The 25,752-nt window shown below is 62.4% G+C and carries 19 protein-coding genes; 2 read left to right on the top strand and 17 right to left on the bottom strand.

What is annotated here, in order from left to right; translation table 11 throughout:
• Positions 1–116 precede the first annotated feature (116 nt).
• The 4 genes from ACM6IP_RS22130 to ACM6IP_RS22115 all read right to left on the bottom strand — a co-directional run bounded on the left by ACM6IP_RS22130 (position 117) and on the right by ACM6IP_RS22115 (position 4,057).
• A complete protein-coding gene (locus ACM6IP_RS22130; protein ID WP_414862282.1) occupies positions 117–1,559 on the bottom strand; it encodes a mechanosensitive ion channel domain-containing protein in 1,443 nt (480 codons plus the stop codon).
• A gap of 170 nt (positions 1,560–1,729) precedes the next feature.
• Positions 1,730–2,356 (bottom strand): isochorismate family cysteine hydrolase YcaC, encoded by a 627-nt coding sequence (gene ycaC / locus ACM6IP_RS22125; protein WP_095167725.1) that lies wholly within the window; start codon positions 2,354–2,356, stop codon positions 1,730–1,732.
• Positions 2,357–2,413: 57 nt separating this feature from the next.
• Positions 2,414–3,097 (bottom strand): isochorismatase family protein, encoded by a 684-nt coding sequence (locus tag ACM6IP_RS22120; RefSeq protein WP_095078858.1) that lies wholly within the window; start codon positions 3,095–3,097, stop codon positions 2,414–2,416.
• Positions 3,098–3,190: 93 nt separating this feature from the next.
• Positions 3,191–4,057 carry a pirin family protein gene (locus ACM6IP_RS22115; protein WP_414862281.1) on the bottom strand — a complete coding sequence of 289 codons (867 nt, stop codon included), beginning with the start codon at positions 4,055–4,057 and terminating at the stop codon, positions 3,191–3,193.
• A 104-nt stretch (positions 4,058–4,161) separates the two neighbouring features.
• On the opposite strand from ACM6IP_RS22115, the gene ACM6IP_RS22110 reads away from it, so the two are divergent.
• Complete coding sequence (locus ACM6IP_RS22110) at positions 4,162–5,070, top strand: LysR substrate-binding domain-containing protein (RefSeq protein ID WP_095167722.1); 909 nt, start codon at positions 4,162–4,164, stop codon at positions 5,068–5,070.
• 52 nt (positions 5,071–5,122) lie between these two features.
• On the opposite strand, the gene ACM6IP_RS22105 is transcribed toward ACM6IP_RS22110, so the two are convergent.
• The 10 genes from ACM6IP_RS22105 to ACM6IP_RS22060 form a co-directional block, all read right to left on the bottom strand.
• On the bottom strand, positions 5,123–8,359 hold the full coding sequence (locus ACM6IP_RS22105) for a transporter substrate-binding domain-containing protein (protein ID WP_414862280.1): 3,237 nt from the start codon (positions 8,357–8,359) through the stop codon (positions 5,123–5,125).
• 12 nt (positions 8,360–8,371) lie between these two features.
• On the bottom strand, positions 8,372–9,019 hold the full coding sequence (locus ACM6IP_RS22100) for a response regulator transcription factor (RefSeq protein ID WP_159994541.1): 648 nt from the start codon (positions 9,017–9,019) through the stop codon (positions 8,372–8,374).
• A gap of 135 nt (positions 9,020–9,154) precedes the next feature.
• On the bottom strand, positions 9,155–9,589 hold the full coding sequence (locus ACM6IP_RS22095; RefSeq protein WP_401126680.1) for a response regulator: 435 nt from the start codon (positions 9,587–9,589) through the stop codon (positions 9,155–9,157).
• A gap of 125 nt (positions 9,590–9,714) precedes the next feature.
• Positions 9,715–10,917, bottom strand: a complete 1,203-nt coding sequence (locus ACM6IP_RS22090) for an EAL domain-containing protein (protein ID WP_414862279.1) — start codon at positions 10,915–10,917, stop codon at positions 9,715–9,717.
• Positions 10,918–11,057: 140 nt separating this feature from the next.
• Positions 11,058–14,684: a transporter substrate-binding domain-containing protein gene (locus tag ACM6IP_RS22085; RefSeq protein ID WP_414862278.1), complete on the bottom strand. Its 3,627-nt coding sequence runs from the start codon at positions 14,682–14,684 to the stop codon at positions 11,058–11,060.
• A 9-nt stretch (positions 14,685–14,693) separates the two neighbouring features.
• Entirely contained in the window at positions 14,694–15,320 is a 627-nt protein-coding gene (locus ACM6IP_RS22080; protein ID WP_095167712.1) for a response regulator transcription factor, read from the bottom strand.
• Positions 15,321–15,402: 82 nt separating this feature from the next.
• Positions 15,403–16,119, bottom strand: a complete 717-nt coding sequence (locus ACM6IP_RS22075) for an MgtC/SapB family protein (RefSeq protein WP_095167711.1) — start codon at positions 16,117–16,119, stop codon at positions 15,403–15,405.
• Positions 16,120–16,608: 489 nt separating this feature from the next.
• On the bottom strand, positions 16,609–17,337 hold the full coding sequence (locus ACM6IP_RS22070) for an amidotransferase (protein WP_095167709.1): 729 nt from the start codon (positions 17,335–17,337) through the stop codon (positions 16,609–16,611).
• Between the two features lie 96 nt (positions 17,338–17,433).
• Positions 17,434–19,578 carry a 3-hydroxyacyl-CoA dehydrogenase NAD-binding domain-containing protein gene (locus ACM6IP_RS22065; RefSeq protein WP_095167707.1) on the bottom strand — a complete coding sequence of 715 codons (2,145 nt, stop codon included), beginning with the start codon at positions 19,576–19,578 and terminating at the stop codon, positions 17,434–17,436.
• Between the two features lie 27 nt (positions 19,579–19,605).
• The gene (locus ACM6IP_RS22060; protein ID WP_095167706.1) at positions 19,606–20,811 is read right to left on the bottom strand and encodes an acetyl-CoA C-acetyltransferase; all 1,206 of its coding nucleotides are present in this window, start codon (positions 20,809–20,811) and stop codon (positions 19,606–19,608) included.
• Positions 20,812–21,394: 583 nt separating this feature from the next.
• Here ACM6IP_RS22060 and ACM6IP_RS22055 point away from each other — a divergent pair.
• Positions 21,395–22,201: a c-type cytochrome gene (locus tag ACM6IP_RS22055; protein WP_414862277.1), complete on the top strand. Its 807-nt coding sequence runs from the start codon at positions 21,395–21,397 to the stop codon at positions 22,199–22,201.
• A gap of 113 nt (positions 22,202–22,314) precedes the next feature.
• On the opposite strand, the gene ACM6IP_RS22050 is transcribed toward ACM6IP_RS22055, so the two are convergent.
• Genes ACM6IP_RS22050 through ACM6IP_RS22040 form a run of 3 tightly spaced genes read right to left on the bottom strand, consistent with a single transcriptional unit; the run spans position 22,315 to position 25,493 of the window.
• Complete coding sequence (locus ACM6IP_RS22050) at positions 22,315–23,124, bottom strand: transglutaminase family protein (protein WP_414862276.1); 810 nt, start codon at positions 23,122–23,124, stop codon at positions 22,315–22,317.
• Positions 23,121–24,071 carry an alpha-E domain-containing protein gene (locus ACM6IP_RS22045; RefSeq protein WP_095167700.1) on the bottom strand — a complete coding sequence of 317 codons (951 nt, stop codon included), beginning with the start codon at positions 24,069–24,071 and terminating at the stop codon, positions 23,121–23,123. Before ACM6IP_RS22045 ends, ACM6IP_RS22050 begins: the two co-directional genes overlap by 4 nt.
• Before the next feature lie 12 nt (positions 24,072–24,083).
• Positions 24,084–25,493, bottom strand: a complete 1,410-nt coding sequence (locus tag ACM6IP_RS22040) for a circularly permuted type 2 ATP-grasp protein (protein WP_095167698.1) — start codon at positions 25,491–25,493, stop codon at positions 24,084–24,086.
• Positions 25,494–25,752: the final 259 nt, after the last annotated feature.

Below are 25,752 nucleotides of genomic sequence, written 5' to 3'. Positions count from 1 at the left end.
AGTTCTATAGTAGAAAACCTCATAAACATGCACGCTATTCGGACTATTTCAAGTACGTGAAAACGATCAATACAAGGCCGTCAGCAGGACGGCGGTATCGATGGGGCCGCATCCGGCTATGCGCGGCGACGCAGCCACTGTAAGAAGCCCTTTTTCACCGCGACCGGCGGCACTTCGCGGCTCAGGGCCTGGGCGCTGTGCAGGCGGTAGTCGAGCAAAGCTTGGATTGCTTCGCTGATGTCATGGCGGGCGTCGAGGCAGGGTTTGAGGTAGGCCTTCTCGATGCGGTACAGGGTGCAGAAGGTCTTGGCCGAAAAGTCTGCCGGCAGCGAGGCATCGGAAAGGATGCCGGCTTCGCCAATCACTTCCCCCGGCCCCATGCGTCCGGCTTCGAACGGGCTGCCGTCGCGAGTGAGGCTCACCGAGACCACGCCCGATTCGATGATGAACAAATGATCGCTGACCTCGCCCGCGGGCAGGATCATCTCGCCGGCACGCAAGGTTACGAGCTGCATGTTCTGGCTGAAGGTGTCTTTTTCGTCCGGGCGCAGGGTGGAGAATATGCTCGAGCTTTCCAGCAGTGCCCGCGGCCGCGAGTAGCCTTCTGGTGCCTGGTTTTCCGCGCTGGACAAAAGACTCACACCCGAAGCCTGCAAGTGCCGGAAGGCTAGGTCGAACAAGGCATTGCGCGCTTCACGCTTGTGCAGCATGGAGCTGACAAAAGCGCTGATCTCGTACTCCACGCCGCTGCTGCTGGCACTTTTCAATGCCACGCTGGGGGCGGGTTTCGCGAGCAATTGCCGGCAGCCCTGCATCGCCCGCTCCAATGCTTCGATCACTGTTTGCGGGCGGGCATGGGGGCTGACCTGCACGCTGACCGCAATGCCGAAAATGTCGCTCGGGCGGCTGAAGTTGATGATCTTGGCCTTGGCCGCCAGGGAGTTGGGAATCACCGCCATGCTGCCCTGGGAGGTCTGCAGGCGCGTGGCACGCCAATCGATGTCGATGACCCGGCCTTCCATGCCGTCGATGGAGATCCAGTCATCGAGTTGATAGGGTTTGGTGGTGTTGAGCACGATCCCCGAGAACACATCACTGAGGGTACTTTGCAGCGCCAGGCCGACAATGATCGCCACCGCCCCGGAGGTGGCCAGCACCCCCTTGACCGGCAGGTCGAGGACATAGGCCAGCGCGGCAATCACCGCAATCAGGAAAATCACCGCGCCCAGCAGGTCCTGCAACAATCGCCCGGTATGCCCGACGCGCTGCATCATCAGCGCGCCGATCAGCACCGTCAGGGTTCTCGCAGCGAACAGCCACCAGCCGATCTGCAGGCCGGTCGCCGCCAGGTGCAACGGCACATTGTCCGGCCAGGGCGCGGTCTGCAGCGGGTTCAGGCCTTCGTTGAACAGCACCATGCTGAACAGCGAGAAAATCAGCACCCGCACCAACAGCTTCCAATAGCTGCTACTGGCGCTGAGCAACCGCCACAACAGCATGTCGAGAAGAATCAGGGCCAAGGCGCAGATCAGCGGATGATCAGTAAAAAAGGACAGCATCGAACCACTCCAGCCAAGCCAATGCCGTGACGACTGCACGGATTGGGCACAGTGTAGGAGCTATTGAGGGCAGGCAAAGAAGCGACCGCAGAAAAACCTGTAGGAGCAAGCGTGCTCCTACAGGGGGTGAGGGATGGCGTACGGAATCGGGGTACGCCACCCGGGCAAGGTTACTTGCTGTTGGTCAGGGTGTTGTAGCTGGTCATCAGGTTGCGGTAGTCCGGGATGTGGTTGGAGAACAAGGTGCCCAGCCCTTCCACATCGTTGCGCCAGTCGCGATGCAGCTCGCACGCCAGGCCGAACCAGGTCATCAGTTGGGCGCCTGAGGACGACATGCGATCCCAGGCCGATTGCCGGGTCAATTCGTTGAAGGTGCCGGACGCGTCCGTCACCACGAACACCTCAAAACCTTCGGCCAGGGCCGAGAGAGCCGGGAACGCCACACAGACTTCAGTCACCACACCGGCGATGATCAGTTGCTTCTTGCCAGTGGCCTTGATTGCCTTGACGAAGTCTTCGTTGTCCCAGGCGTTGATCTGGCCAGGACGGGCAATGTACGGCGCATCCGGGAACAGTGCCTTGAGCTCGGGCACCAGCGGACCGTTGGGGCCGGTTTCAAAGCTGGTGGTCAGGATGGTCGGCAGCTTGAAGTACTTGGCCAGGTCGGCCAGGGCCAGCACGTTGTTCTTGAAACGATCGGGGTCGATGTCGCGTACCAGCGACAGCAGGCCTGCCTGGTGATCCACCAACAGAACGGCGGCGTTATCCTTGTCCAGACGCTTGTAAGAAGTAGTCATTGCAGTAGTCCTCGCGTGTTATCGATGCCGAGTGAATGTCGGCGTGGGGGTACCCGGTTAGCGCTGGGAGTCCAGCACTTCGTGTTCGTTCGCCACTTGTTGAGCCTTGATGTAGCTCTCGATCAGCAATTGATAATGCGGCATGGCCTGGGCGTAGACAGCCGCCCACTGCTCGGCATCTGGACGGTTCCACGAGCCTTGCAGCTCAGATAGCGTAGCCATGATGTCGATCGGCACCACCCCGGCTTGCGCCAAGCGAGCAATGGTCAGATCAGTGGCCAGTTTCGAGTGGTTACCGGAAGCGTCGACCACCGCAAACACCTTGTAGCCTTCATGCACCGCCGCGATCGACGGGAACGCCAGGCAGACGCTGGTCAAGGTGCCCGCGATGACCAGGGTTTTCTTGCCGGTAGCTTCGACCGCCGCGCGAAATTCAGGATTGTCCCAGGCGTTGATTTCACCTTTGCGCGCCACGTACCGGGCGTGCGGTGCCTCTTGATGAATTTCCGGAATCAGCGGCCCGTTCGGCCCCTGAGGTACCGAGGCAGTGGTGATCACCGGCATCTTCAACAAGGTCGCCGCCTTGGCCAGGGCAATGGCGTTGGCACGCAGTTGCGGCACGTCCATGTCCTTGACGATCTGGAACAGGCCACTTTGGTGGTCGATCAACAGCAGCGCGCTGTCGTTGGGGTCGATGGTCGGTTTCAGGCCGTTGAAGTTGGCCGCGTTGTGGGTACTCATGTGCGTTTCCTCTTTCGTTTAGGCAATAGCCATCCCTGGCCCAGGAACCGGCCTACGCATCCTGTGTAGAGCGGGTGGTTGAACCGGTACTGCTTAACCCTGCATCTGGCCGAAGCGTCCGGACTGGAAGTCGGCGAACGCCTGGTGAATCTCTTGTTCGGTGTTCATCACGAACGGGCCGTGACCGACGATCGGCTCGTCGATCGGCTCACCGCTGAGCAGCAGCACCACGGCATCGCCGTTGGCTTCCAGGCTAAGTTGGTCGCCATTGCGTTCGAACAGCGCCAACTGCCCTTGACGCACCAGCTCCAGGCCATTGACCTGAACCGTGCCGCGCAGCACCACCAGGGCGGTGTTGCGACCTTCGTGCAGGTCCAGGTTGAGCACCTTGCCGGCATTCAGGCGGATGTCCCAGACGTCGATCGGGGTGAAAGTGCGCGCCGGCCCCTTGTGACCGTCGAACTCACCGGCAATCAGACGCAGGCTGCCGGCCTTGTTCTTCAGGGCGATGCTGGGGATGTCTGCATCGAGGATCGTCTGGTAGCCGGCCTCGGCCATTTTGTCCTTGGCGGGCAAGTTGACCCACAGCTGGACCATCTCCAGGGTGCCGCCCTTCTTGGCGAACGCCTCGGAGTGGTACTCCTCGTGCAGGATCCCGGACGCTGCGGTCATCCATTGCACGTCGCCAGGGCCGATCTTGCCGCCGCTGCCGGTGGAGTCGCGGTGCTCCACTTCGCCGTCGTAGACGATGGTCACGGTTTCGAAACCGCGGTGCGGGTGCTGGCCAACGCCGCGCCGGGCACTGGTGGGGGTGAATTGCGCAGGACCGGCATGGTCGAGCAACAGGAATGGGCTGATGTGCTTGCCCAGGTTGTCGTAGGAAAACAGTGTGCGAACCGGGAAACCATCGCCCACCCAGTGCGTTTTGGGGCTGGTGTAGATACCGATGATGTTTTTCATGGTGCCTCCGAATGGGTTGAGTCAGAACATGGACAAAGCTTAAATCCGCCACCTTTGATGGGATAGACTGCAAAAATCGCTCTTAGCGTTCTATTTGAGGAACGATAGTGGAAGACCTGAACACCCTGTATTACTTCACCGAGGTGGTTGAACACGGCGGATTTGCCGCGGCCGGGCGTGCCTTGGACATGCCGAAATCCAAGCTCAGCCGGCGTATCGCCCAGCTCGAAGAGCGCCTGGGCGTGCGCCTGATCCACCGCTCCAGCCGGCATTGCTCGCTCACCGAAATCGGCCAGGCCTATTACCAGCGCTGCCTGGCGATGCGCGTGGAAGCAGAAAGCGCCGCCGAACTGATCGAGCGCAATCGCTCCGAACCCCAGGGCCTGGTGCGCATCAGTTGCCCGACCGCGCTGCTCAACTCCTGGGTCGGGCCAATGCTGACTCGCTACATGCTCAAGTACCCGTTGGTGGAGTTGTTCATCGAGAGCACCAACCGCCGCGTCGACTTGATCCACGAGGGGTTTGATATCGCCCTGCGCGTGCGTTTTCCGCCCTTGGAAAACACCGACCTGGTGATGAAAGTGCTAGGCAACAGCACCCAGGTGCTGGTGGGCAGCCCGGCGTTTGCCCAGCGCTTGTCGGCGCCCGCCCTGCCCGCCGACCTGAGCGGACTGCCCAGCCTGCACTGGGGCGCGGCGCAACGGGAATACCAGTGGGAGCTGTTCGGCCCGGAAGGCGCCACTGCGCTGATCCGCCATCATCCGCGCCTGGTAACCGACGACTTGATCGCCCTGCGCACGGCCGTCCTGCAAGGCCTGGGAATTGCTCATCTGCCGGCCGTGGTGGTGCGCGACGACCTGGCCGCCGGGCGCCTGATCGAACTGGTGCCGGGCTGGGCGCCCAAGTGCGGGATTGTCCATGCGATCTTCCCGTCGCGTCGCGGTTTGTTGCCGTCGGTGCGCGCCCTGATCGACTTCCTGGGAGAAGAATTCAGCCACAGCGACATCGCGTAGGAGCAAGGCTGGCCCAAAGGCATTGCTCCGGACTGGGATTAACTCGCGCGGCTCAGCCTTTGAGGGACTGGTCCAGACGCCGCATAGCGGACCCTAGATCTTGCACCGCCTGCTCCAGGGCCGCACTGCCGGCGGATTCCTGGCAGGCGGACTCGAGCAGCTCGCAACCGTGAATCAGTTGCCAAGCCCTGACCATGTTTGCCCCGCCCTTGATGCGGTGAGCCAGCTCCAGCAAGCCTGGCACATCGCCTCGTGCATGCAGTTCCTGCAGGCGCGCCATGTCCTCGGCATTGCTGGCCGCCAATTGCACCAGCAGAGCGTCGATCATCGCTGGATCATCCCCGCTCATCTGCCGCAGCCCACTAAGGTCGATACCAGCCGCGGCATCACCGACTGACACAGGCGACAACGGCCCGTCGGTGTTGAGTGTGCCCCGCGCAAGGGCGGCACCGAGGTCGCGCAGGCCAATGGGCTTGAACAGGCAATCATCCATCCCGGCCTCAAGGCAACGGATCTTTTCCTCGGGCTGCGCGTTGGCGGTAAAGCCCAGGATCAGGCAGCAAGGCAAGCCCAGGCGGCGCTCTTCGTCGCGGATCGCGGCCGCCAATTCATAACCGTTGAGCGCGGGCATGTGGCAGTCGCTGATGACCACGTCGAACGCCTGGTCACGCCAGGCTTGCAGCCCTTGCGCGCCATCGTTGGCGACCTGCACCTGATGCCCCAGGTGGCGCAGTTGTTGGGCGAGCAACTGGCGATTGGCCGGGTAGTCATCCACCACCAGCACATTCAACGAACGCCCTGGTTCCGCTGTCGTCACGTCGCTGCCGGGCGGCAACTCGCTCAAGGATGGCAGCGTCGGTAGGTTGAGGGTGACTTCGACCCGGGTACCACTGCCCAGCACACTGCTCAGGTGCAGTTGCCCCGCCATCATTTCGCACAAGGAGCGGCTGATCACCAGGCCCAGGCCCGAGCCACTGCGCCCGTGCTGCGAGCCCTGGGCTGCCTGCACGAAGGGGCTGAACAGGCGTTGTTGGTCAGTGGCGCTGATGCCGATTCCGCTGTCCTCGATCAGCACCTTGACCGCCACATGCCCGGCAATGTTGCCTGGTACCACCCGCAACCTCAGGCGAATGTAGCCGGCGTGGGTAAACTTGATAGCGTTGCTCAACAGGTTGGACAGAACCTGTTTGAAACGCATCGGGTCGATCAACACATCACGCTGGCAGTGCACGTCCAGTTCCACCTGCCACTCCAGGTTTTTCTGCCGCGCCAGGCCTTCGAAAACTGCACCCAACGATGTCACCAGCAACCGCAGGTTGGTCCGCTCCGGCACCAGGGTCAAATGCCCGGACTCGATCCGCGAGATGTCGAGGATGTCGCCAATCAGCTCCAGCAGGTGCTGCGCGGCATTCGATGCGACCTCGATCGCGACGCGGTCGGTCACCCCCTGTTCGGCACTTTTGCTCGCCAGCTCCAACATGCCGATCAGCGCATTCATCGGCGTGCGGATTTCATGGCTCATGGTTGCCAGGAAGGTGCTCTTGGCGCGGTTGGCGTCGTCGGCGTCGGCCCGGGCCTGCTGCACTTGATCCAGCAACAGTTGCCGCTTGCGGATCAACTGCCGCTGATAAGTGATCCAGCCCAGCGCCAGCAGCAACAGCAGGCTGGCGGCTACAAAGCCTTGGATGATCGAGGTGCGATAGCGCGCCCAATAGCTGTCGTTGACCGGTTGTCCAGTGCGCCAGCGGTTTGCCAACTCGTCCATTTCTTCCGGCGCAATACTGAGCAACGCCTTGTTCAGGATCGACTGCAGCTCAACCGCCCCACGCTGCGTGGCAAAGCTGATGTGCACCGGTTCGGCGCCCACGGTACTGGCCACCTGGAGCTGGTCACGGTATTGCCGGGCAATGATGTAGCGTGCGCTGATCAAGGTATTCAACGCCGCCTCCGCCCCGCCGCTGGCCACCAGCGCCATCGCCTGGGCGGGACTGTCGACCTCGATGAAGCGCACGTTGGCGGCCTGGCTGCGGATCAGCTCGCGTTGCGGGTTGCGGCTGACCACCGCCACCCGCTTGCCCGCCAGATCCTTGAGCGTGACCGGGGGCTGGTTGCCGATCGCGCAGACCAGTACATAAGGGTTGATCAGATAGGGTCGAGTGAACCGCAGCAAGGCCTGGCGTTCGAGGGTCGGGGTGATTCCGGCCAGTACGTCCAGCTCGCCGGCCTGGAGCCGGGCGATCTGGCCACCGAGGGAGTCACCCGCCAGCGCCTGGAACTTCAGCCCGGTGCGCAGGCTGATACGGTCCAGGACCTGGGCGCCGAGCCCCGCAAACTGTGCATTTTCGTCCTCATACGATAGCGGTGCGAAGTTGCGCAGGAAGCCAACCTTGACCTGGGGGTGTTGCTCCAGCCATCGCTGCTCGCTCGCGCTCAACTGCACCTGTTGGTTGTCGCCAAAACTGCTGCCGGCGCTCCAGCGGCGCAGGATGCTGGTGCGCTCCTGCTCGGGAATCGCCGCCAGCGCGGCGTCGATGATGCGCCGCAACCGCGGGTTGTCGACACTCAGGGCAAAGCCGAACGGGTTGACTTCCAGCCGCGCGAATTGAGCCAGTTGCACGTTGCTCAGGTAGTGGTTGTTGATCAGGTAACTGGCGCTGATGGAGTCTCCCAGGTACACATCCGCTCCGCCAAACGCCACCGCGCCGACTGCGTTCAAGGTCGACTGATACAACTCCAGGTGCGCCTTGGGATAAGCGGCCCGGATAGTCTGCGGCGGCAGGTAATGGTCGAGCATCGCCACCCGCAGGTTTGCCAGATCGGGGGCCAGGCGCGCATTGTCGCCCCGGCGGGTCACCAGGATGGGCGCATCCTCGGCATAGGCGCGGGACATCACCAACTGCGGGTCGGCCGCTTCAAAACCATTGGCCGCCCCCAGCAGATCGACCTCGCCCCGTTTGAGCGCGGCAATCACCGCCTGACGCGAATCGTAGCGTTGGACTTCCACCCGGATATGCAGCAACTGGCCGATCAACCCGGCAAAATCGGCGGTGATACCCTCGAAATTATCCCCATTGATCGTGTTTTCGAAAGGTGGGTAATCCGGCGCCGAAGCGCCCAACCGCAAACGGCCCTGGGTCCTCAGCCAGCGCCAGTCGGTTGCCGCGAGCTCGACCCGATAACCTTCGACACTCGAGCGCCCCAACAACTGCAAGGGTTGCGGTCCGGCGGCAGGGCTGTTCGCCGACCACCACAGGTTGAGCAACGTCAACAGCAGCAGCCAGGCGCGCATGTCGATAGCCCTTCAGATCAGATGATTGCGCTGGGCAAAATCCCTCAAGTGGACCAGGGATTTCACGTTGAGTTTATCGATCAGGCGGGTCTTGTAGGTGCTGACTGTCTTGTGGCTCAGGTGCAGGCGCTCGGCGATTTCCTTGTTGCTAACACCCCGGGCGAGCGCCTGGAAAATGCTCAGCTCGCGGTCCGAGAGCGTGTCGATCATCTTCTGCTCGTCGAGTTGCACGCTGCTGAGATTGACCGTGCTGGTATCCAGCCGGGGGAAATAGGTGTAGCCACTGAGCAGCGCTTGAACAGCTTTGCGCAGCTCCTGCAGGTCGTTGGTTTTTTCGACGAAGCCCATGGCACCGACCCGGGTGCAGCGCTCCATGTAAAACCGCGGTTCGTTGGCGGTGAACACCACCGCCCGCGTAGGGATCTGTTCACGCTGCAGGCGGCTGAGAAAGTCCAGCCCGCTGAGCCCTGGCATATTGAGGTCGAGCACCAGCAGCGAGGGCGCGTGCTGATGAATCATCTGCAGGGCCTCAATCCCGCTGGAAGCCTCCAGGATGGTCGTGAAGACCGGCCGGTCGCGGGCGTCCTTGAGGGCTCCAAGCATCATTTTCAGAGCGGCACGAATTACCGGATGATCATCGATGATCAACAGTGAGCTCATGGATAGTTCCTGATGTACACGGCGTGCGCCAACGCAGGCGCTACGGCTGCGCCAAGACTATTGCACGGGGGATGACGCCCGGACTACCTGTCAGATCTGACAGTTCCGACGAACGGTAGTCCAGTTCAAGGCTGTTCAGGCGCGCAAACTGTCACGCGGCCAGCCATGTCCACGCTCGGACAGTGGAATAGGTGTATCGACCCGCCGCATCAGGCTCTCCAGGGTTTCCTGGTCGGGTAGACGGGCCTGGTGGAGCCGCACCTTGCGCTGTGCAACGGCATACAGGGCGGGCAGCCCGGCCTGCTCGGCATCGTAGATCAAGGCATGGCGGATCTGCAGGTTGTCCTGGCACAAACCCAACGGGTCCAGCCCGCCGCTGGTGGTCAGGTTGGCATTGAGGATGACCAGGTCAAAGGGCTCGCAGCCGTACTCCACCACAATCAGCAGTTCTTCGAGCGAGTGCACGGGAGCAATCCGGTAGTAACCGAGCTGGTTCAGGCCACGTTCGATTTTCATGCGATGAAAATGCTGCTCATCGGCGATCAGGATGCGTAAGGCTTTATTTGGCATGGTGACTAACTCTGCAAAGACAATGCGACCGGTCTTTAACCAGCCCTTTCAAGAGGCTGCAAGACTAAGCGCAACATCGCGACGTTTCTGTAGGACTATTCCTAAAGAAACAGTTCCATTCTCGATCAGGTTTTTTGTTGCCCGAGCGCAGACGCCTGCAGCCAGCGCAACAGATCGGGGCCGTTCATGGGGCGGGCAAACAGATAGCCCTGGGCCTGGGTACAGCCCAAATCAAGCAACTGCTGACGCTGCTGCTCGGTCTCGACCCCTTCGATCACCACCGACATGCCCAAGGCCTCCCCCAGGGCCAGGGTGCTGCTGATCACTGCCCGGCAACGCGGCTGATCCTCAAAGGTGCGGACGAACTCGGCATCCAGCTTGATCTCGTTGAACGGCAGCTGGCACAGGCGCTGCAACGAGGAAAAGCCGGCACCGAAGTCATCGATCGACAGCTGGCAGCCCATCATGCGCAAGCGCACCAGACTCTCAAGGCTGGTAGCCGGGGCTTCCAGCAGGCCGCTTTCGGTCAGTTCGAAGGTCAGGCTCGAGCCTGGCGTGCCCTGCAGCGCAAGAATGCCGCGGATGGTGGGGACCAGTTGTGGATTGGCCAATTGCTGGGCGTGCAGGTTGAACGCAACGTTGACCGCAAAGCCCTGCTCACGCGCCTGGCGTTGCAGGGTCAGGGCCTGGTCGATCTGGGTGAACAACAGCGAATCCAGCAAGCCGGCACGCTCAAGCTCCGGCAGGAACGCTACGGGCGACAGCAGCCCACGAAACGGGTGATTCCAGCGCACCAGCACTTCCACGCCACAGACCGCGCCGCTCAACAGGTCGACTTTAGGCTGGTAGTAGGGTTGGAACTGACCATCGTGCAGGGCGTGGCGCACTTCGTTGGCACAGACTGGCGGCGGTGCTGGCGGCGGCACTCGCTCTTCGCGGGGACTGATCAGGTGTTTTTCCAGCAACTGGCCCAGCGCCTGCGGATGCAAGGGTTTACCGACATCCCCCAGCAGCCTGAGCCCCGACAACGCCACGATCTGCCGCACCGCGCGGCGCAGGTCCGCCGACAGCGAGCTGCTGATGATGATCGAGCCGACTAACCCGGATTGCCCGACTTGGCGGAAGAACTCCAGGCCATCCATGCCCTCCATGCACAGGTCGCACAGGGCAATGTCCACGGCACCTACTTCATCCAGGACCGCCAGCGCCTGCTCGCCATCACTGGCCTGGAATACCGCCTCGCAGCCCAATTGCGTGAGCATCTTGACCGCTACAGCGAGGACAAAGGGGTGATCCTCAAGTACCAGAACCCTGATCGGCAGTATCATTTGGGCGGCCCGCTGCGTAAAAAAGACACCTGATTATCACCGCCCGCTTCCTGAACTTAATTAGGAAACGTCCTAAAACTTGTAGGAAATTTCCCAGAGTTACCCATTTGCCCTCGCAATCGCGCTGCCCCCCTTGCCGCTCAGCCCACCTGTTGCTCCAGGGTTTCGCCCAGGCGCTCCATGGCCTGCTGCAATGCATCTACCGCAGCCGTCAGTTGCGCTTCATCGAACCCCTCGCAGGCCGCCTCCAGACGTTCACAACAGAGAATCAGCCCTTGCGCCTTGATGATCCGCGCCCCGCCCTTTACCCGGTGCGCCAGGTCTGCCAAACCGTTGACATCATGACGGCTGAACAACTTCAGTAGCCGCGACATGTCCTCTTCGTTGCTGCTGGCCAGGTCCCCGAGCAGGTTGCGGATAACCGTGCGGTCACCCCGGGTCAGCTGTTCGAGGTTGTCCAGGTCGATGGCATCGGTGGGCTCGCGACGCTCCTCGAGGGTCGGGACCGGCAAGGTATCCGGGGCCACGGACGCCAGGCACGCACTCAAGTCCCGCAGGCTGATGGGCTTGAACAGGCAGCCATCCATCCCGGCCTCGCGGCAACGGACTTTTTCCTCCGGCTGCGCGTTGGCCGTGAAGCCCAGGATCAGACCGGGCTCAATGCCCCTGGCGCGCTCTTCGGCACGAATCGCCTGGGTCAGTTCATAGCCGTTCATCAGTGGCATGTTGCAGTCGGTGATGACCACATCGAAATGCTGACTGCGCCAGACACACAGGCCGTGGGCGCCGTCCTGCGCTTCCTTGACCCGATGCCCCAGGTAAGTCAGTTGCTGGGACAACAACAGGCGATTGGCCGGGTAGTCATCAATCACCAGGATATTCAGCTCCTGGCCCTGCGCTGCGGGCGCTTCCTTGTCCTCAAGGGCGGTAGCCAGGGGCTCGAGAACTGGCAAGTGCAGGCCCACCTCAATCTGTGTGCCTTGGCCCAGCACACTGGACAGTTGCAGCGTGCCGCCCATCATCTCGCACAGCGTGCGACTGATCATCAAGCCCAGGCCGGAGCCGCTGCGCGCCGACTGCAGGTTGTTGCTGGCCTGGCTGAAGGGACTGAACAGGCGTTGCTGGTCTGCCAGGCAAATCCCGCTGCCGGAATCTTCCACCCGTACGAGCACCGTCAGCCCCTGGCCGTCATCGCCCGGCGTGACCTGCACCCGCAGGCGCACCTGGCCCTTTTCAGTGAACTTGATGGCATTGCTCAGCAGGTTGGAAATGATTTGCTTGAAGCGCAGCGGGTCGACCAGCACATCCTGGTTGGCGGCGGCATCCACCTCCAGGTGCAGGTGCAACTGCTTCTGACGGGCCAGCCCTTCGAAAATCCGTGCACCCGACTCCACCAGGGCGCGCAGATTGGCGCGCTCGGGCGCCAGCGACAGGTGCCCGGACTCGATACGCGAGATGTCGAGGATGTCGCCGATCAACTCCAGCAGGCCTCGCGCCGCGCCTGAGGCCACCTCGACGGCAAAGCGGTCCATGATCCCTTGCTCGGCCTTTTTCATCGCCAGCTCGAGCATGCCGATCACCGCGTTCATCGGGGTGCGGATCTCGTGGCTCATGGTCGCCAGGAAGGTGGTCTTGGCCCGATTGGCCGCGTCGGCCTCGTCCTTGGCTTCGCGCAACTGTTCCAGCAACTGCTGGCGCTCGCTGACGTCGATCCAGCCACCGATAATGCCTTTGACCTGACCGGCGCTGCCCCGGTAGGGCAGCATCCAGTGATAGATGGTGCGCACATCCGTGGCCGACAGGGTCAACTGCCGATCGAGCACTCGCGGCAACCCCTGCGCCATCACCTGCAGATACTCTTCGTGGAAAACCCTGGCTTCGACCACGCTCTTGAGCTTGCCGGTGATCACGGTCTTGCCGATGACCGACTCGCGTTCAACCCCGAATACCTGCAAATAGGCGTTGTTACAGACCATCAGGCAGCCCTGGCGATCGCGCACATAGATCGGGTGCGGCGTACCGTCGATCAACACGCGCATAAACTCCAGTTGATCGCCGAGCGCCTGTTCGGCCTGCTCGCGTTTGTGAATCAGGCGGCGCAGGTAGCCGATCCATACCAGCGCCACCACCAACAGCAGGCCGGCAATGGCAAAACCCTGGATGATCGTCGAACGGTAGCGCAGCCAGTAACTGTCATCGACCACCACCTCGCTGCGCCAGCGATTGGTCAGTTCGTCCATTTCTTCCGGGGGGATGCTGAACATGGTCTTGTCCAGGATCGAATGCAGCTCCCGCGCCTCGCGCCCCGTGGCAAAGGCCATATAAGCCGCAGACGTGCCGACGGTACTGGTGATCTGCAATTGGTCGCGGTACTGCCAGGAAATCATGTAGCGCGCGGTAATCAACGCACTGACCGCAGCATCCACTTCGCCGCTGGCCACCATCGCCATGGCCTTCAGGGCGTTGTCTGCCTCGAGCAGCTGAATGCCCGGATAACGCGCGGCGATCATGTCCTTGACGGCGCTGCCCTGGGTCAGGACCAAGCGCCGACCGTCCAGTTCATCCAGGGTCGCCGCCGCGTTGTCGGTCGCGCGGCTGACCAGCACGTAGGGGGTATTGAGATAAGGGCGGGTGAAGCGCAGCTTGCCTTCTCGCTCGGCACTCGCGGTCAGGGACACCAGCAGATCGGCCTGGCCCGATTCGATCCGCTGGACCAGCTCAGGCACGGCAAAGCCTCGTTGAATGTCGAATTTCAAGCCGCTGCGCAGGCTGATCTTGGCCAGCAGATCAGCCGTTACCCCACGAAACTCACCCTCGCTGCTGTAGAACGACAGCGGTACAAAGCTACTGTCGACGGCCACCCGCACCCGGGGATGAGCGTCCATCCAGCGCTGTTCGCTGGCCGTGAATTGCACGCGATTTTTCCCCGAGAGACTGGCGCTGCCGGCATTCCAACGCCGCAGGATGGTCTGCCGTTCTTCCGCGGGTATAGCGGCCAATGCGGCATTGATCAGGCGTAGCAAGCGCGGGTTGTTCCGGGCCAGGGCGAAGGAAAAATCGTTGACCTCCATGCGCGAGAAATCGACCAACTGCACGTTGTTCAGGTAGTTTTTCAGAATCAGGTAGTTGGCGCCGATGGCGTCGCCGATGTAGACATCCGCCTGGCCAAACGCGACCGCGCCTATCGCACTCAGGGTCGAGGGGTACAGTTGCAACTGCGCCTTGGGGTAGAAGGCCTGCACCTGGTCGGGAGGCAGGTAGTAATAGACCATGGCCAGGCGCTTGCCCGCCAGGTCCGGGGTGACTTCCCGGGGAGCATCGATCCGGCTGACCAGGGTCGGCTGGTCATCGGCATAGGCGTTGGACAGCACCACCTGCGGGTCGGCGACCTCGAAGCCGTTGGAGGTGCCAAGAAAATCGATCTGGCGCGCCTTGAGTGCCGCGATCACTTCGCCCCGCGAGCCGTAGCTGCGGACCTTGACCTCGACTCCCAGCAATTGCCCGAGCAGGTGCGCATAGTCGGCGGTGATGCCTTCATAATCGCGGCCATTGCTGGTGATTCCGAACGGTGGGTACTCCGGCTCCGATGCCCCGAGCACCAGCGTGCCCTGCTTGTGCAACCACTGCCGGTCGCTGTCGTCGAGTTCGACCTGATAACCCTCGACCGTGGAGCGCCCCAGCAGTTTGTAGGTCAAGGGCTCGGCCGCCAGCAGACTGCTCGCGAGCGACAGGAGCACGACGCCGAGCGCGCCCAGGTACCTTCCCATGGATCTCATCTACAGCAGGTTGTTACGTTTGGCGAAGTCCGCCAGGTACACCACCGACTTGACGTTGAGCTTCTCGATCAGGCGGGTCTTGTAGGTGCTCACAGTCTTGCTGCTCAGCAGCATTGCCTCGGCGATCTGCTTGTTGCTCAAGCCGTTGGACAGTTGCTGGAGGATGCTCAGTTCTCGGTCGGTCAGGCTCTGGATCAGCTCCAGCTCGCTGGTCTGGCCGTCGCTGCGGCGTACCGAGCTGTCGGCCAGGTTGGGGAAAAACGTGTAGCCGTGCATCACCGCGGCGATGGCCTTGCGCAGTTCGCCGACGTCATCGGTCTTGCACAGGTAGCCGGCAGCGCCGGCCTTCATGCAGCGCATGGCATAGAACTGCGGGGCCTGGGAGGTCAGCACCAGGATTCTGATCGGCAGGCGCAGGGCGCTGATCCGGCTGATGACCTCCAGGCCGTCCAGCTTGGGCATGGCGATGTCCAGCAACACCAGGTCGGGCACGTGCTCGCGCGCCAGTTGCACGGCATCGGCACCGTTGCCCGCCTCGGCCACCACGGCAAATTGTTCCTGCTCCAGCAGCACCCTCACTGAAGACCGAATGAACGGGTGATCGTCCACGATCAGTGCCTTGTACATGGGGACCCCTGCAGACCAAGCAAAACGCCATGATATCCCGTCTGGCCGCAACATTCCCCGCCCAGTGCACGCGGTGGCGCCATCACTCGGTGGTGCTCGGGCTCCAGAAGGCTTGTTGCACCAGCGGCGACAGGCTCAAGCGCGCCACCAGGGCGTCCAGTTCGTCGCCGTCCACCGAGGTGGTGGCCAGGGTCGCTTCGATCTCCACTTCATCGCTGCCAAAGGCGTGCACGTCGACGTCGCTGGCCGGGTAGTTGCTGCGTTCCAGCTCAGCTTCGAGCAGGGCCAGCACGGCTTTTTGCCGAGAGCGTTGGGCGATGACATAGACGATATTGGTCACTTCGGCCGAGACCACATCCAGCGGCTGGCGGTTGATGTTATTGACGATCGGCCGAAGCAACGTGTTCGCCGCCAACACGAACAAGGTGCCCAGCAGCGCCTCGAGCACCAGGTCAGCGCCGGCACAGGCGCCGACTGCTGCCGAGGCCCAGAGGGTAGCGGCGGTGTTCAAGCCGCGGACATTGCCCTCCTCGCGCATGATCACCCCGGCGCCGAGAAAGCCGATCCCGGAAACCACATAGGCCACCACCCGCACGGCCCCCTCGGCGCCGGCCAGGCGGTTGGCCATGTCGACAAATATCGCCGCGCCAACGGCCACCAGTACGTTGGTGCGCAGGCCCGCCGTGCGTTGGCGGTACTGGCGCTCGAAGCCGATCAGCCCACCCAGGATGAAGGCGGCGCTGAGGCTGACCAAGGTGTCGACCAGTGAGTCGAGATTGATGTTGTTGAGTGCTTGCATAGGTAGATTTCCTGACTGGGTTGCCAAGTGCAGGAAGACCCTCAAGCCGGTACGACCGAGCGCTGCCCCGCAAACCAACCGGGACAGGGGTGACGCGCCGGGCAAAAGACTGGCGTGTCGACAGCGGGTCTGGTCCACCCAAGGTGGCCAACACAGGCTGTTCAGTGTCGATGAGAGGGGTGTCACACGTCGGCCAGGACTGGCCTTGACCGGAGGAAACCGCTGCTCGCTGTTTATCGGCGAGACAACGGCACAAGCGGGCTGCGCGTTATCTTGCCGAGAAGGTGCCGGTTAGCGTAACCGGCCGACGACTGTCGCTCGAACAAGTACCCACTGTGGGTCTCCGTAAAGGTTGAAAACGCGCGCAGCTTACGCCTCGCGTTGCGCAGGGTAAACCTTGATGGCCGATTATGCGGGGCGATTCCCCAGCCGTTCAGTACCGATTCAGGCTGAGGGTGGGACTAAACCACCCCCGCACTAACGTCGTACTCAGGACGCCTGGGCGTCAGGCTTGTGCGCGACAAACCGCATCATCCACTCGGCCACGGTGCTGCCATGGTGGTCCTGGTCCAGGCTGGCAACGCCTTGCTGGTAGATCTGTTCGCCGAGAAACTGCTGGCGAATGTCCAGCAACGCCCGCGAGTAGTCGTGGATGAACTCGGGATGCCCCTGGAAACACAACACCTGATCGTTGATGTGATACGCCGCAAAGGGGCAGAAATCGCTGGAAGCAATCACCGTGGCGTTCTCCGGCAGCGCGGTGACCTGGTCCTGGTGGCTGATCAGCAGCGTCAGCTCCTCGCGCACCGGGCTCATCCAGGGGGCCTTGGCCGCCATTTTGTAGTTGTGGATACCCACGCCCCAACCCTGGCTCGCACGCTCGCTCTTGCCACCCAGCAACAGTGCCAGCAGTTGATGGCCGAAGCACACGCCCAGCAACTTGTCGCCGCGCTCATAGCGCGCCAGCAGGTAAGTCCTGAGGGTTTCGATCCAGGGGTCGGTACCGAACGAATCGGCCTTGCTGCCGGTAACCAGGTAGGCGTCGAATGTCAGGTCATCGCTCGGATACTCGCCCTGCATTACGTTGTACACGGTGAACTCGGCGGCGATCGGTTGCTGGGAAAACAGGCGCTGGAACATCTGCCCGTAACCCTGGTATTGATCGACCAGTTCTGGACGCAGGATGTCGGTTTCCAGAATGCAGATGCGTAGCGACATAAAAAATACCTGACACGATGATGGGAATAATTGACACCCCAGAGCCTGCCTTGAAACACCCTGGCAAGGCAAGCCCCGAGATGCGCCCTCACCGCCTCAGAACAGCTCGCCCTTGGCTGCTTTTTCCAGCAACAGCGCCGGCGGCGCAAAGCGCTCACCGTACTGCTCGGCCAGGTAGCGGGCACGGGCGACAAAATCCTTGAGCCCATACTGGTTGATGAACTGCAGTGCCCCGCCCGTCCACGGGGCAAAGCCGATACCGAAGATCGAACCGATGTTGGCGTCGGCCGTCGACATCAACACGCCCTCTTCCACACAGCGCACGGTCTCGATGGCCTGCACGAACAACAGGCGATCGCGCACATCCTGTGGCGAAATCTGCCCATCCGTCTGCTCGAAGCGGGTTTTCAATTGCGCCCACAGATGTTTTGGCGCGCCGGCCGGGTAGTCGTAGAAACCACCGCCAGCAGCCTTGCCCGCCCGTTTGTACTCATTGAGCAGCAGATCGATCACGGCAAACGCCGGATGCTCTGGCAATGGCTTGCCTTCGGCTTGCAGGTCCTTGGCGGTCTGCTGGCGGATGTGGCTCATCAGGCTCAGGGAGACCTCGTCGGAGATCGCCAGGGGGCCAATCGGCATCCCGGCCTTGCGGGCCTCGGTTTCGATCATGGGCGCGGCGATACCCTCGCCGAGCATGGCAATGCCTTCGTTGGTGAAGGTGCCAAATACCCGCGAAGTGAAGAACCCCCGGCTGTCGTTGACCACAATCGGGGTCTTGTTGATTTGCAGGACAAAATCGAAGCCCCTGGCCAGGGTTTCATCGCTGGTGTGAGCACCCTTGATGATTTCCACCAGGGGCATTTTTTCCACCGGGCTGAAGAAGTGCAGGCCAATGAATTTGCCCTGGTCCGGCACTGCCCGGGCCAGGCCGCCGATGGGCAGGGTCGAGGTGTTGGAGGCGATCACCGCGTCGGCACCGACCACCGCCTGGGCGGCCGCCGAAACTCGGGCCTTGAGTTCGCGGTCTTCGAACACCGCTTCGATTACCAGGTCGCAACCGGCCAGGTCGGCATCCTGCTCGGTGGGCGTGATCCGCGCCAGCGTGGCGTCGCGCTGCTCGGCGCTCAACTGGCCGCGGGCGACTTTCTGCTCGAGCAATGTCGCCGAATGCGCCTTGCCCTTCTCGGCTGCCGCCAGGTTGATGTCCTTGAGCACCACCTCGATGCCCGCCACCGCGCTGACGTAGGCAATGCCGGCGCCCATCATGCCCGCACCGAGCACCCCGACCTTGCGTGTCTGGTACGGCGCAAAACCCGCCGGCCGCGAACCGCCGGCATTGATCTGATTGAGCTGGAACCAGAAGGTACCAATCATGTTCTTCGCCACCTGGCCGGTGGTGAGCTCGGTGAAGTAGCGGGTTTCGATCAACTGTGCCGTGGCGAAATCCACCTGGGCGCCCTCGACGGCCGCGCAGAGGATTTTCTCCGGTGCCGGCAGGCAACCCTGGGTCTTGCTGCGCAGGATCGACGGGGCGATGGCCAGCATCTGCGCGACCTTGGGATGGGCCGGCGTGCCACCAGGGATCTGGTAACCCTTGACGTCCCAGCGTTGCACCGCCGCCGGATTGGCCAGGATCCAGGCGCGGGCCTTGGCCAGCATGTCAGCGTGATCCAGCGCCAACTCATCGATCAGCCCGGCCTGCAATGCTTGCTGGGCGCGGACTTTCTTGCCTTCGAGCAGGTATGGCAGGGCTTTCTCCAGGCCCAGCAGGCGCACCATGCGCACCACTCCGCCACCGCCTGGCAACAGGCCGAGGGTCACTTCCGGCAGGCCGATCTGCACCGCACTGTGGTCCAGGGCGACCCGGTAATGGCAGGCCAGGCAGATTTCCCAGCCACCGCCCAGCGCCGCGCCATTGATCGCCGCGACCACTGGTTTACCCAGAGTCTCCAGGCTGCGCAGCTGGCTTTTGAGTTCCAGGACCATGGCGTAGAACGCCTTGGCCTCGGGTTTGCCGACCTTGATTAATTCATTGAGGTCGCCGCCGGCAAAAAAGGTTTTCTTGGCCGAGGTGATGATCACCCCGGCGATGCTGTCCTGCTCGGCGAGCAGCCGCGCGACACAGCCAGCCATGGCCTCGCGGTACAGCGCATTCATGGTGTTGGCGCTCTGGCCCGGCATATCGATGGTCAGGACCACGATCTGGTCCTGACCTTTTTCGTAACGAATGGCATCAGTCATGAACATGTTTCCTTGAAGTCAGGGGGCTCAGAGGCGTTCGATGATGGTGGCGATACCCATGCCGCCACCGACACAGAGCGTGGCCAGGCCATAACGCTGCTGGCGCGCTTCCAGCTCATCAAGCAAGGTGCCGAGAATCGCGCAGCCGGTAGCGCCCAGCGGATGCCCCATGGCAATCGAGCCGCCATTGACGTTGACCCTGCCCGGATCGATGGCCATGTCCTTGATGAACTTGAGCACCACCGAGGCAAACGCTTCGTTGACCTCGAACAGGTCGATGTCTTCGACCCGCAACCCGGCCTTGGCCAGGGCCTTGCGGGTCGCCGGTGCGGGGCCGGTGAGCATGATGGTCGGGTCGGTGCTGGTGACTGCGGTGGCGACGATCCGCGCCCGTGGCTGCAGGCCCAGCGCCTTACCCTTGGCTTCGGAGCCGATCAGCATCAGCGCCGCCCCGTCGACGATGCCGGAACTGTTGCCCGGGGTGTGCACGTGACGGATCCGCTCGACATGGCTGTAGACCCGCAACGCAGTCGCGTCGAAGCCCATCTGCCCGATCATCTCGAAGCTCGGCTTGAGTTTGCCCAGGCCTTCAAGGGTGGTGTCGGCGCGGATGAATTCATCCTGCTCGAGCAGCACGATGCCATTCTGGTCCTGCACCGGTATCAGCGACTTGTTGAACGCCCCCGCTGCGCGCGCCCGGGCGGCCTTGAGTTGTGACTGCAAGGCAAACGTGTCGACATCCTCGCGACTGAAGCCTTCGAGCGTGGCAATCAGGTCGGCGCCCACGCCCTGTGGCGTGAAGTGAGTGTGCAGGTTGGTTTGCGGGTCCAGCGCCCAGGCGCCGCCATCGCTGCCCATCGGCACGCGCGACATCGACTCGACACCACCGACCACCACCAGGTCCTCGAACCCGGAGCGCACTTTCATGGCCCCCAGGTTCACCGCCTCCAGACCCGAGGCGCAGAAGCGATTGATCTGCACGCCAGCGACGCTGACATCCCAGTCGGCTACCAGGGCGGCCGTCTTGGCGATGTCGGCGCCCTGGTCGCCGACCGGCGTCACACACCCGAGCACGATGTCATCAACCTGGCTGGTATCGAGCTGGCTACGTTGTTGCAGCGCCCCCAGCAGGCCCGCCAGCAGGTTCACCGGCTTGACGCTGTGCAAGGCACCATCGGCCTTGCCACGACCACGGGGCGTGCGTATCGCATCGAAAATCAAAGCTTGGGTCATGACATCCTCGTACTGGCGGGCAGGTAAAAGATCAATGAGTGTCCACCTTAGGCCGACGGGTGAGGGATTCAATGACCGATACGCTCAATGCCCTTGACGCTCATGCTCAGACGAACGGTCGTCAGCATTTGGGTTAACCGTTTCAGGTCAGCGAACTGTCTAGCAAAAGGTCGACCAAGCAGGTGGCAATAGGCCTCATGCCTTTTTAGCTGCCTTTTGCGCTTAGCTGATATGAAATGGATCTAAGCCACAGCCCGCGTGGCCCCTAAGGTAAAGCTTACGAGGTTGTCGTCGGGTTTTGCCGAGGCACCCGGTAGCTGGACCCTACAGCGCTTTGCCGATGGAGATTTGCAGGCAAGCATTCGACGCTCAGGAAATAACAAAAAAGGCGGTCAGCCATGTTCAAACAATCGAAAGTGCGTCAAGCCGGGCTCATTCTCTTCGCCACCACCCTGCTGTTGATTCTGCCGAACCTGACCAAGGTGATTGGCTGATCCAACGCCAAGTGTTGCGACACCTTGCTGTTCGCCCTCGTGTGCTTGTGCCAACCTTGGCGGCATGACCACGACCGGATGGCTATCACGTGAAAGCTTTGATTCTGCTTGCAGCCTTGCTCCTCGGCACGCACTTGCATGCCGCACAACTGGTGCTCGACCTGGGTGCCGACAGCCGCACCTGGCAGACCGAGGAGCTGCTGCACCATCCGTTGGCACAGACCATCCGTGTTGTTGACGACGTTTCCTACAAGCGCGACATGGACTACCGAGCGGTGCCACTGGCAGCGCTGCTGACGGGCGTCAAGGCCGACCATCACTTGCAGGCCGTGGCCCTGGATGGTTTCGCCGCCGAACTGGCGGCGGCCCCCTTGCTTGCGACACAGGGCGCCCAGGCCTGGCTGGCCATTGAAGACCCGGCGCATCCGTGGCCGGCACTGGCGCCTGGCAAACCCAGCGCGGGTCCGTTCTACCTGGTCTGGACTCAGCCCCAGGCTGCGGGGATCAGCCCGGAGCAATGGCCGTTCCAGGTCGCGACCATCAAGCGCCTGGCCGCCGTCGCCGAGCGTTTCCCGGCCCTGCTGCCGGACCCTGCCCTCCCCACCCGTGACCCGATCAACCTGGGCTTTGCCCTGTTCCAGAAAAACTGCCTGGCCTGTCATCGCCTCAACGGCGCGGGTGACGCGCAGTTCGGACCCGACCTGAACATCCCCTTCAGCCCCACCGAATATTTTGGCGCGCAGTTTCTCGAACGCTACATCCGCGACCCGCAAAGCCTGCGCCAATGGCCCCAGGCGAAGATGCCGGGGTTCTCCCAGGCGGTGTTGAAGGATGAAGAGTTGGCACAGTTGGTGGCGTACTTGCGGCATATGGCGGGGCGCAAGGTGAAGCCCTGACGGGTGGCCCCATCGCGAGCAGGCGGAGCGCGCGCGGATGTCTCCCACAAGGTCTGTTGATCACCGCAAGAGCCACTGTGGGAGCGAGCCTGCTCGCGATGCAGGCACGCCGCCTACTGCTGTTGCACCGACATCACCGGCGCCGGCAGCGGCGAGACGAAGACCTTGGCGTGCATCTGTTCAAAACCGCCACCGCGGCGCATGCCGCGTACCGGGCAGGCGTCGAGGTAGTCCAGGCCCACTGCCAGCTTCAGGTGGCGCTCGGGACGGGCCAGTTGGTTGGTCACGTCAAAGCTGTACCAGGCGTCTTCCAGCCAGGCTTCGGCCCAGGCATGGCTGGCCAGGTGTTCGCTGCTTTCGCTGTACAGGTAGCCCGACACATAACGCGCCGGGATCCCCAGGCTGCGGGCACAGGCGATGAAGGTGTGGGCATGGTCCTGACAGACCCCGGCACGGCCGGCGAAGGCTTGCGCGGCGCTGGTTTGCACTTCGGTGGCGCCTGGGGTGTAGGTGATGTACTGGTTCAGGCCATGCATCAGGTCGATCAACGCGCTGCGGTCGCGCCGTTGCCGACACTGTTGTGTCGCAAAGGCCTGCAGGGCCTCGTCGGCCTCGGTCAGGCGGGTGAAGCGCAGGAATGGCAGGGCCGATTGGCTCTCGTGTTCGGCCTCGCGCAACTCATCGATGTCCACCTGCCCGCGCGCCCCGATGATGATGGCTTCGTGGGGCTCGTCCAGGGTCAGCACATGCAGGATGTTGCCGAACGGGTCGAGCTGCGCACGCACCGGTCGCGGTAACTCCAGTTGCCAGCTGAGCACGTGCTGGCGCTCGCTGTCGTGGGGGGTCAACCGCACATACTGGATGCTCGCCCGCACCTGGTCCTCGTAGTGATAGGTGGTCTCGTGGCTAATGGAAAGTCTCATGCAGCCTCCAGGTAGGAACTGTGTATGGCATTGCCCAACTGGCGTACCAGCGGGATGAACTCGGTCAACCAGGCATGCAGGCCTTCGTCGAGGATTTCCTGGATGCCGGTGTAGCGCAGGCGCGCGTCCATTTCCGCCGCCAGGCGCTGGGCTGGACGGCCGTTGGCGCCTGGTAACTGGGCAAGGATCTGGTCGATTTCCTCGGTGCAGGCACGCAACGAACGGGGGACATCGGCTCGCAGCAACAACAACTCGGCGACCTGCTGGGCGCCGGGCGCGTCACGATAGATTTCGGTGTAGGCCTCGAATGACGACAAGGCCCGCAGCAACGCACTCCACTGGTAGTAGGCGTGGGCGGTGCCATCGCTGACCGCCTCGCCCTGATCGCCGGCCATTTCGTAGCGCGCATCCAGCAGGCGCAAGGTGTTGTCGGCCCGCTCGATGAAGGTGCCCAGGCGAATGAAGCGAAACGCATCATTGCGCATGATGGTGCCGTAGGAAGCCCCGCGGAACAGATGGGAACGTTCCTTGATCCACTCGCAGAACCGGCTCATGCCATAACGCCCAAGGCCCTGTTCGGCTATCCCGCGAATTTCCAGCCAGGTGGCGTTGATGTTTTCCCACATGTCGGCGGTAATCCGCCCACGCACCGCATGGGCGCTAGCCCGCGCGGCCCCGAGACAGCTATAGATGCTGGCCGGGTTGGCGGCGTCCAGGGCGAAGAAGTGCAGCAAACGCTCGGCGTGCAACGCGCCATGGCGCTCCAGGTAGTCGTCCAGCGTGCCGGTGATCAACAAGGGCATCGCCAGTTCATGCAAGCCATCGCCGCGGCCGTCCTGCGGCATCAACGACAGCGAATAACTGATGTCGAGCATCCGCGCGAGGTTTTCCGCCCGCTCCAGGTAGCGCGACATCCAGTACAGATCCGAGGCAGTTCTACTCAACATGGCAAGCTTCCTTTAATCCTCGACAACCCAGGTGTCCTTGGTACCGCCACCCTGGGAGGAGTTGACCACCAAAGAGCCCTCGCGCAGGGCGACGCGGGTCAGGCCCCCAGGCACCACCCGGGTTTCACGGCCCGACAAGACGAACGGGCGCAGATCGATATGCCGCGGGGCGATGCCGTTCTCGACGAAGGTCGGACAGGTCGACAGGGACAACGTCGGCTGGGCGATATAGGCATGGGGCTTGGCCTTGATCCGTGCGCGGAACTGTTCGATCTCGGCCGCCGTCGCTGCCGGTCCGACCAACATGCCGTAGCCGCCGGAGCCCTGGGTTTCCTTGACCACCAGCTCGGGCAGGTTGGCCAGCACGTGGGACAGTTCCGCCGGGTTGCGACACTGCCAGGTCGGCACGTTTTTCAGGATCGGCTCCTCATCGAGGTAGAAACGGATCATCTCGGTGACGAACGGATACACCGACTTGTCATCCGCCACACCCGTGCCGATGGCGTTGGCCAACACCACATTGCCGCTGCGATAGGACGCCAGCAGGCCGGGAACCCCGAGCATCGAGTCCGGGTTGAATGCCAGCGGATCGAGGAAGGCGTCGTCGAGCCGCCGGTAGATCACATCGACGGCCTTGGGGCCATCGGTGGTGCGCATGAAGACTTTGTCGTCACGCACAAACAGGTCCGCGCCTTCCACCAGTTCCACGCCCATTTCCCGGGCCAGGAAGGCGTGCTCGAAAAACGCACTGTTGAAGCGTCCCGGGGTCAGTACCACCACGCTCGGGTTATCGATGGGGCTGGAGCTTTTCAGGGTGTCGAGCAGCAGGTTCGGGTAGTGGTCGATGGGCGCAATACGCTGGGCCGCGAACAGCTCAGGGAACAGGCGCATCATCATCTTGCGGTCTTCGAGCATGTAGCTCACACCGCTGGGGGTGCGCAGGTTGTCTTCCAGCACGTAGTAGCTGCCGTCGCCATCGCGCACCAGGTCGACCCCGGAGATGTGCGAGTAGATGTCGCGGTGCAGGTCCAGGCCCTGCATGGCCAGTTGGTACTGTTCGTTGGCCAGCACCTGCTCGGCCGGGATGATGCCTGCCTTGATAATGCGTTGTTCGTGATAGAGGTCGGCGAGGAACATGTTCAGCGCCTTGACCCGCTGGATGCAGCCACGCTCGACAATCCGCCACTCGCTGGCGGGGATGCTGCGCGGAATGGTGTCGAAGGGAATCAGGCGCTCGGTGCCCTGCTCGTCGCCATAGAGAGTGAAGGTAATCCCGGCGCGATGAAACAACAGATCGGCCTCGCGTCGGCGTTGAGCCAGCAGCTCGTCAGGCGTTTGGGCCAACCAACGGGCGAATTCTCGATAATGCGCGCGGACCTGGCCGCTGGCATCGTACATCTCATCAAAATAGGTGCGGATCATGCCGTACTCCTTGTCACCCGGACACCTTGGCATCGCAAGGCCCGTGCCAGCGGCATAAACCCTTTAGTATCAATCAGTTGGATTTTCACCCCGAAGGCTTCGCACCAATCCCGTGCAGCAAACGCCCCCACCTGATCGCCCGCGCTTCATTGCGAAGCAATGCTTATGGCTATTAGCAGCATAGCCATAGTTCATTTCACTGCCCGCCCAGGCACGCGGATAATTGGCCCATCACGCAGCAAGCGGCACCGCTCGCTTG

It is taken from the genome of Pseudomonas sp. IT-P176, from assembly GCF_949767245.1.
Lineage (GTDB): Bacteria > Pseudomonadota > Gammaproteobacteria > Pseudomonadales > Pseudomonadaceae > Aquipseudomonas.
This window is presented reverse-complemented; position numbering and strand designations above follow the sequence as displayed.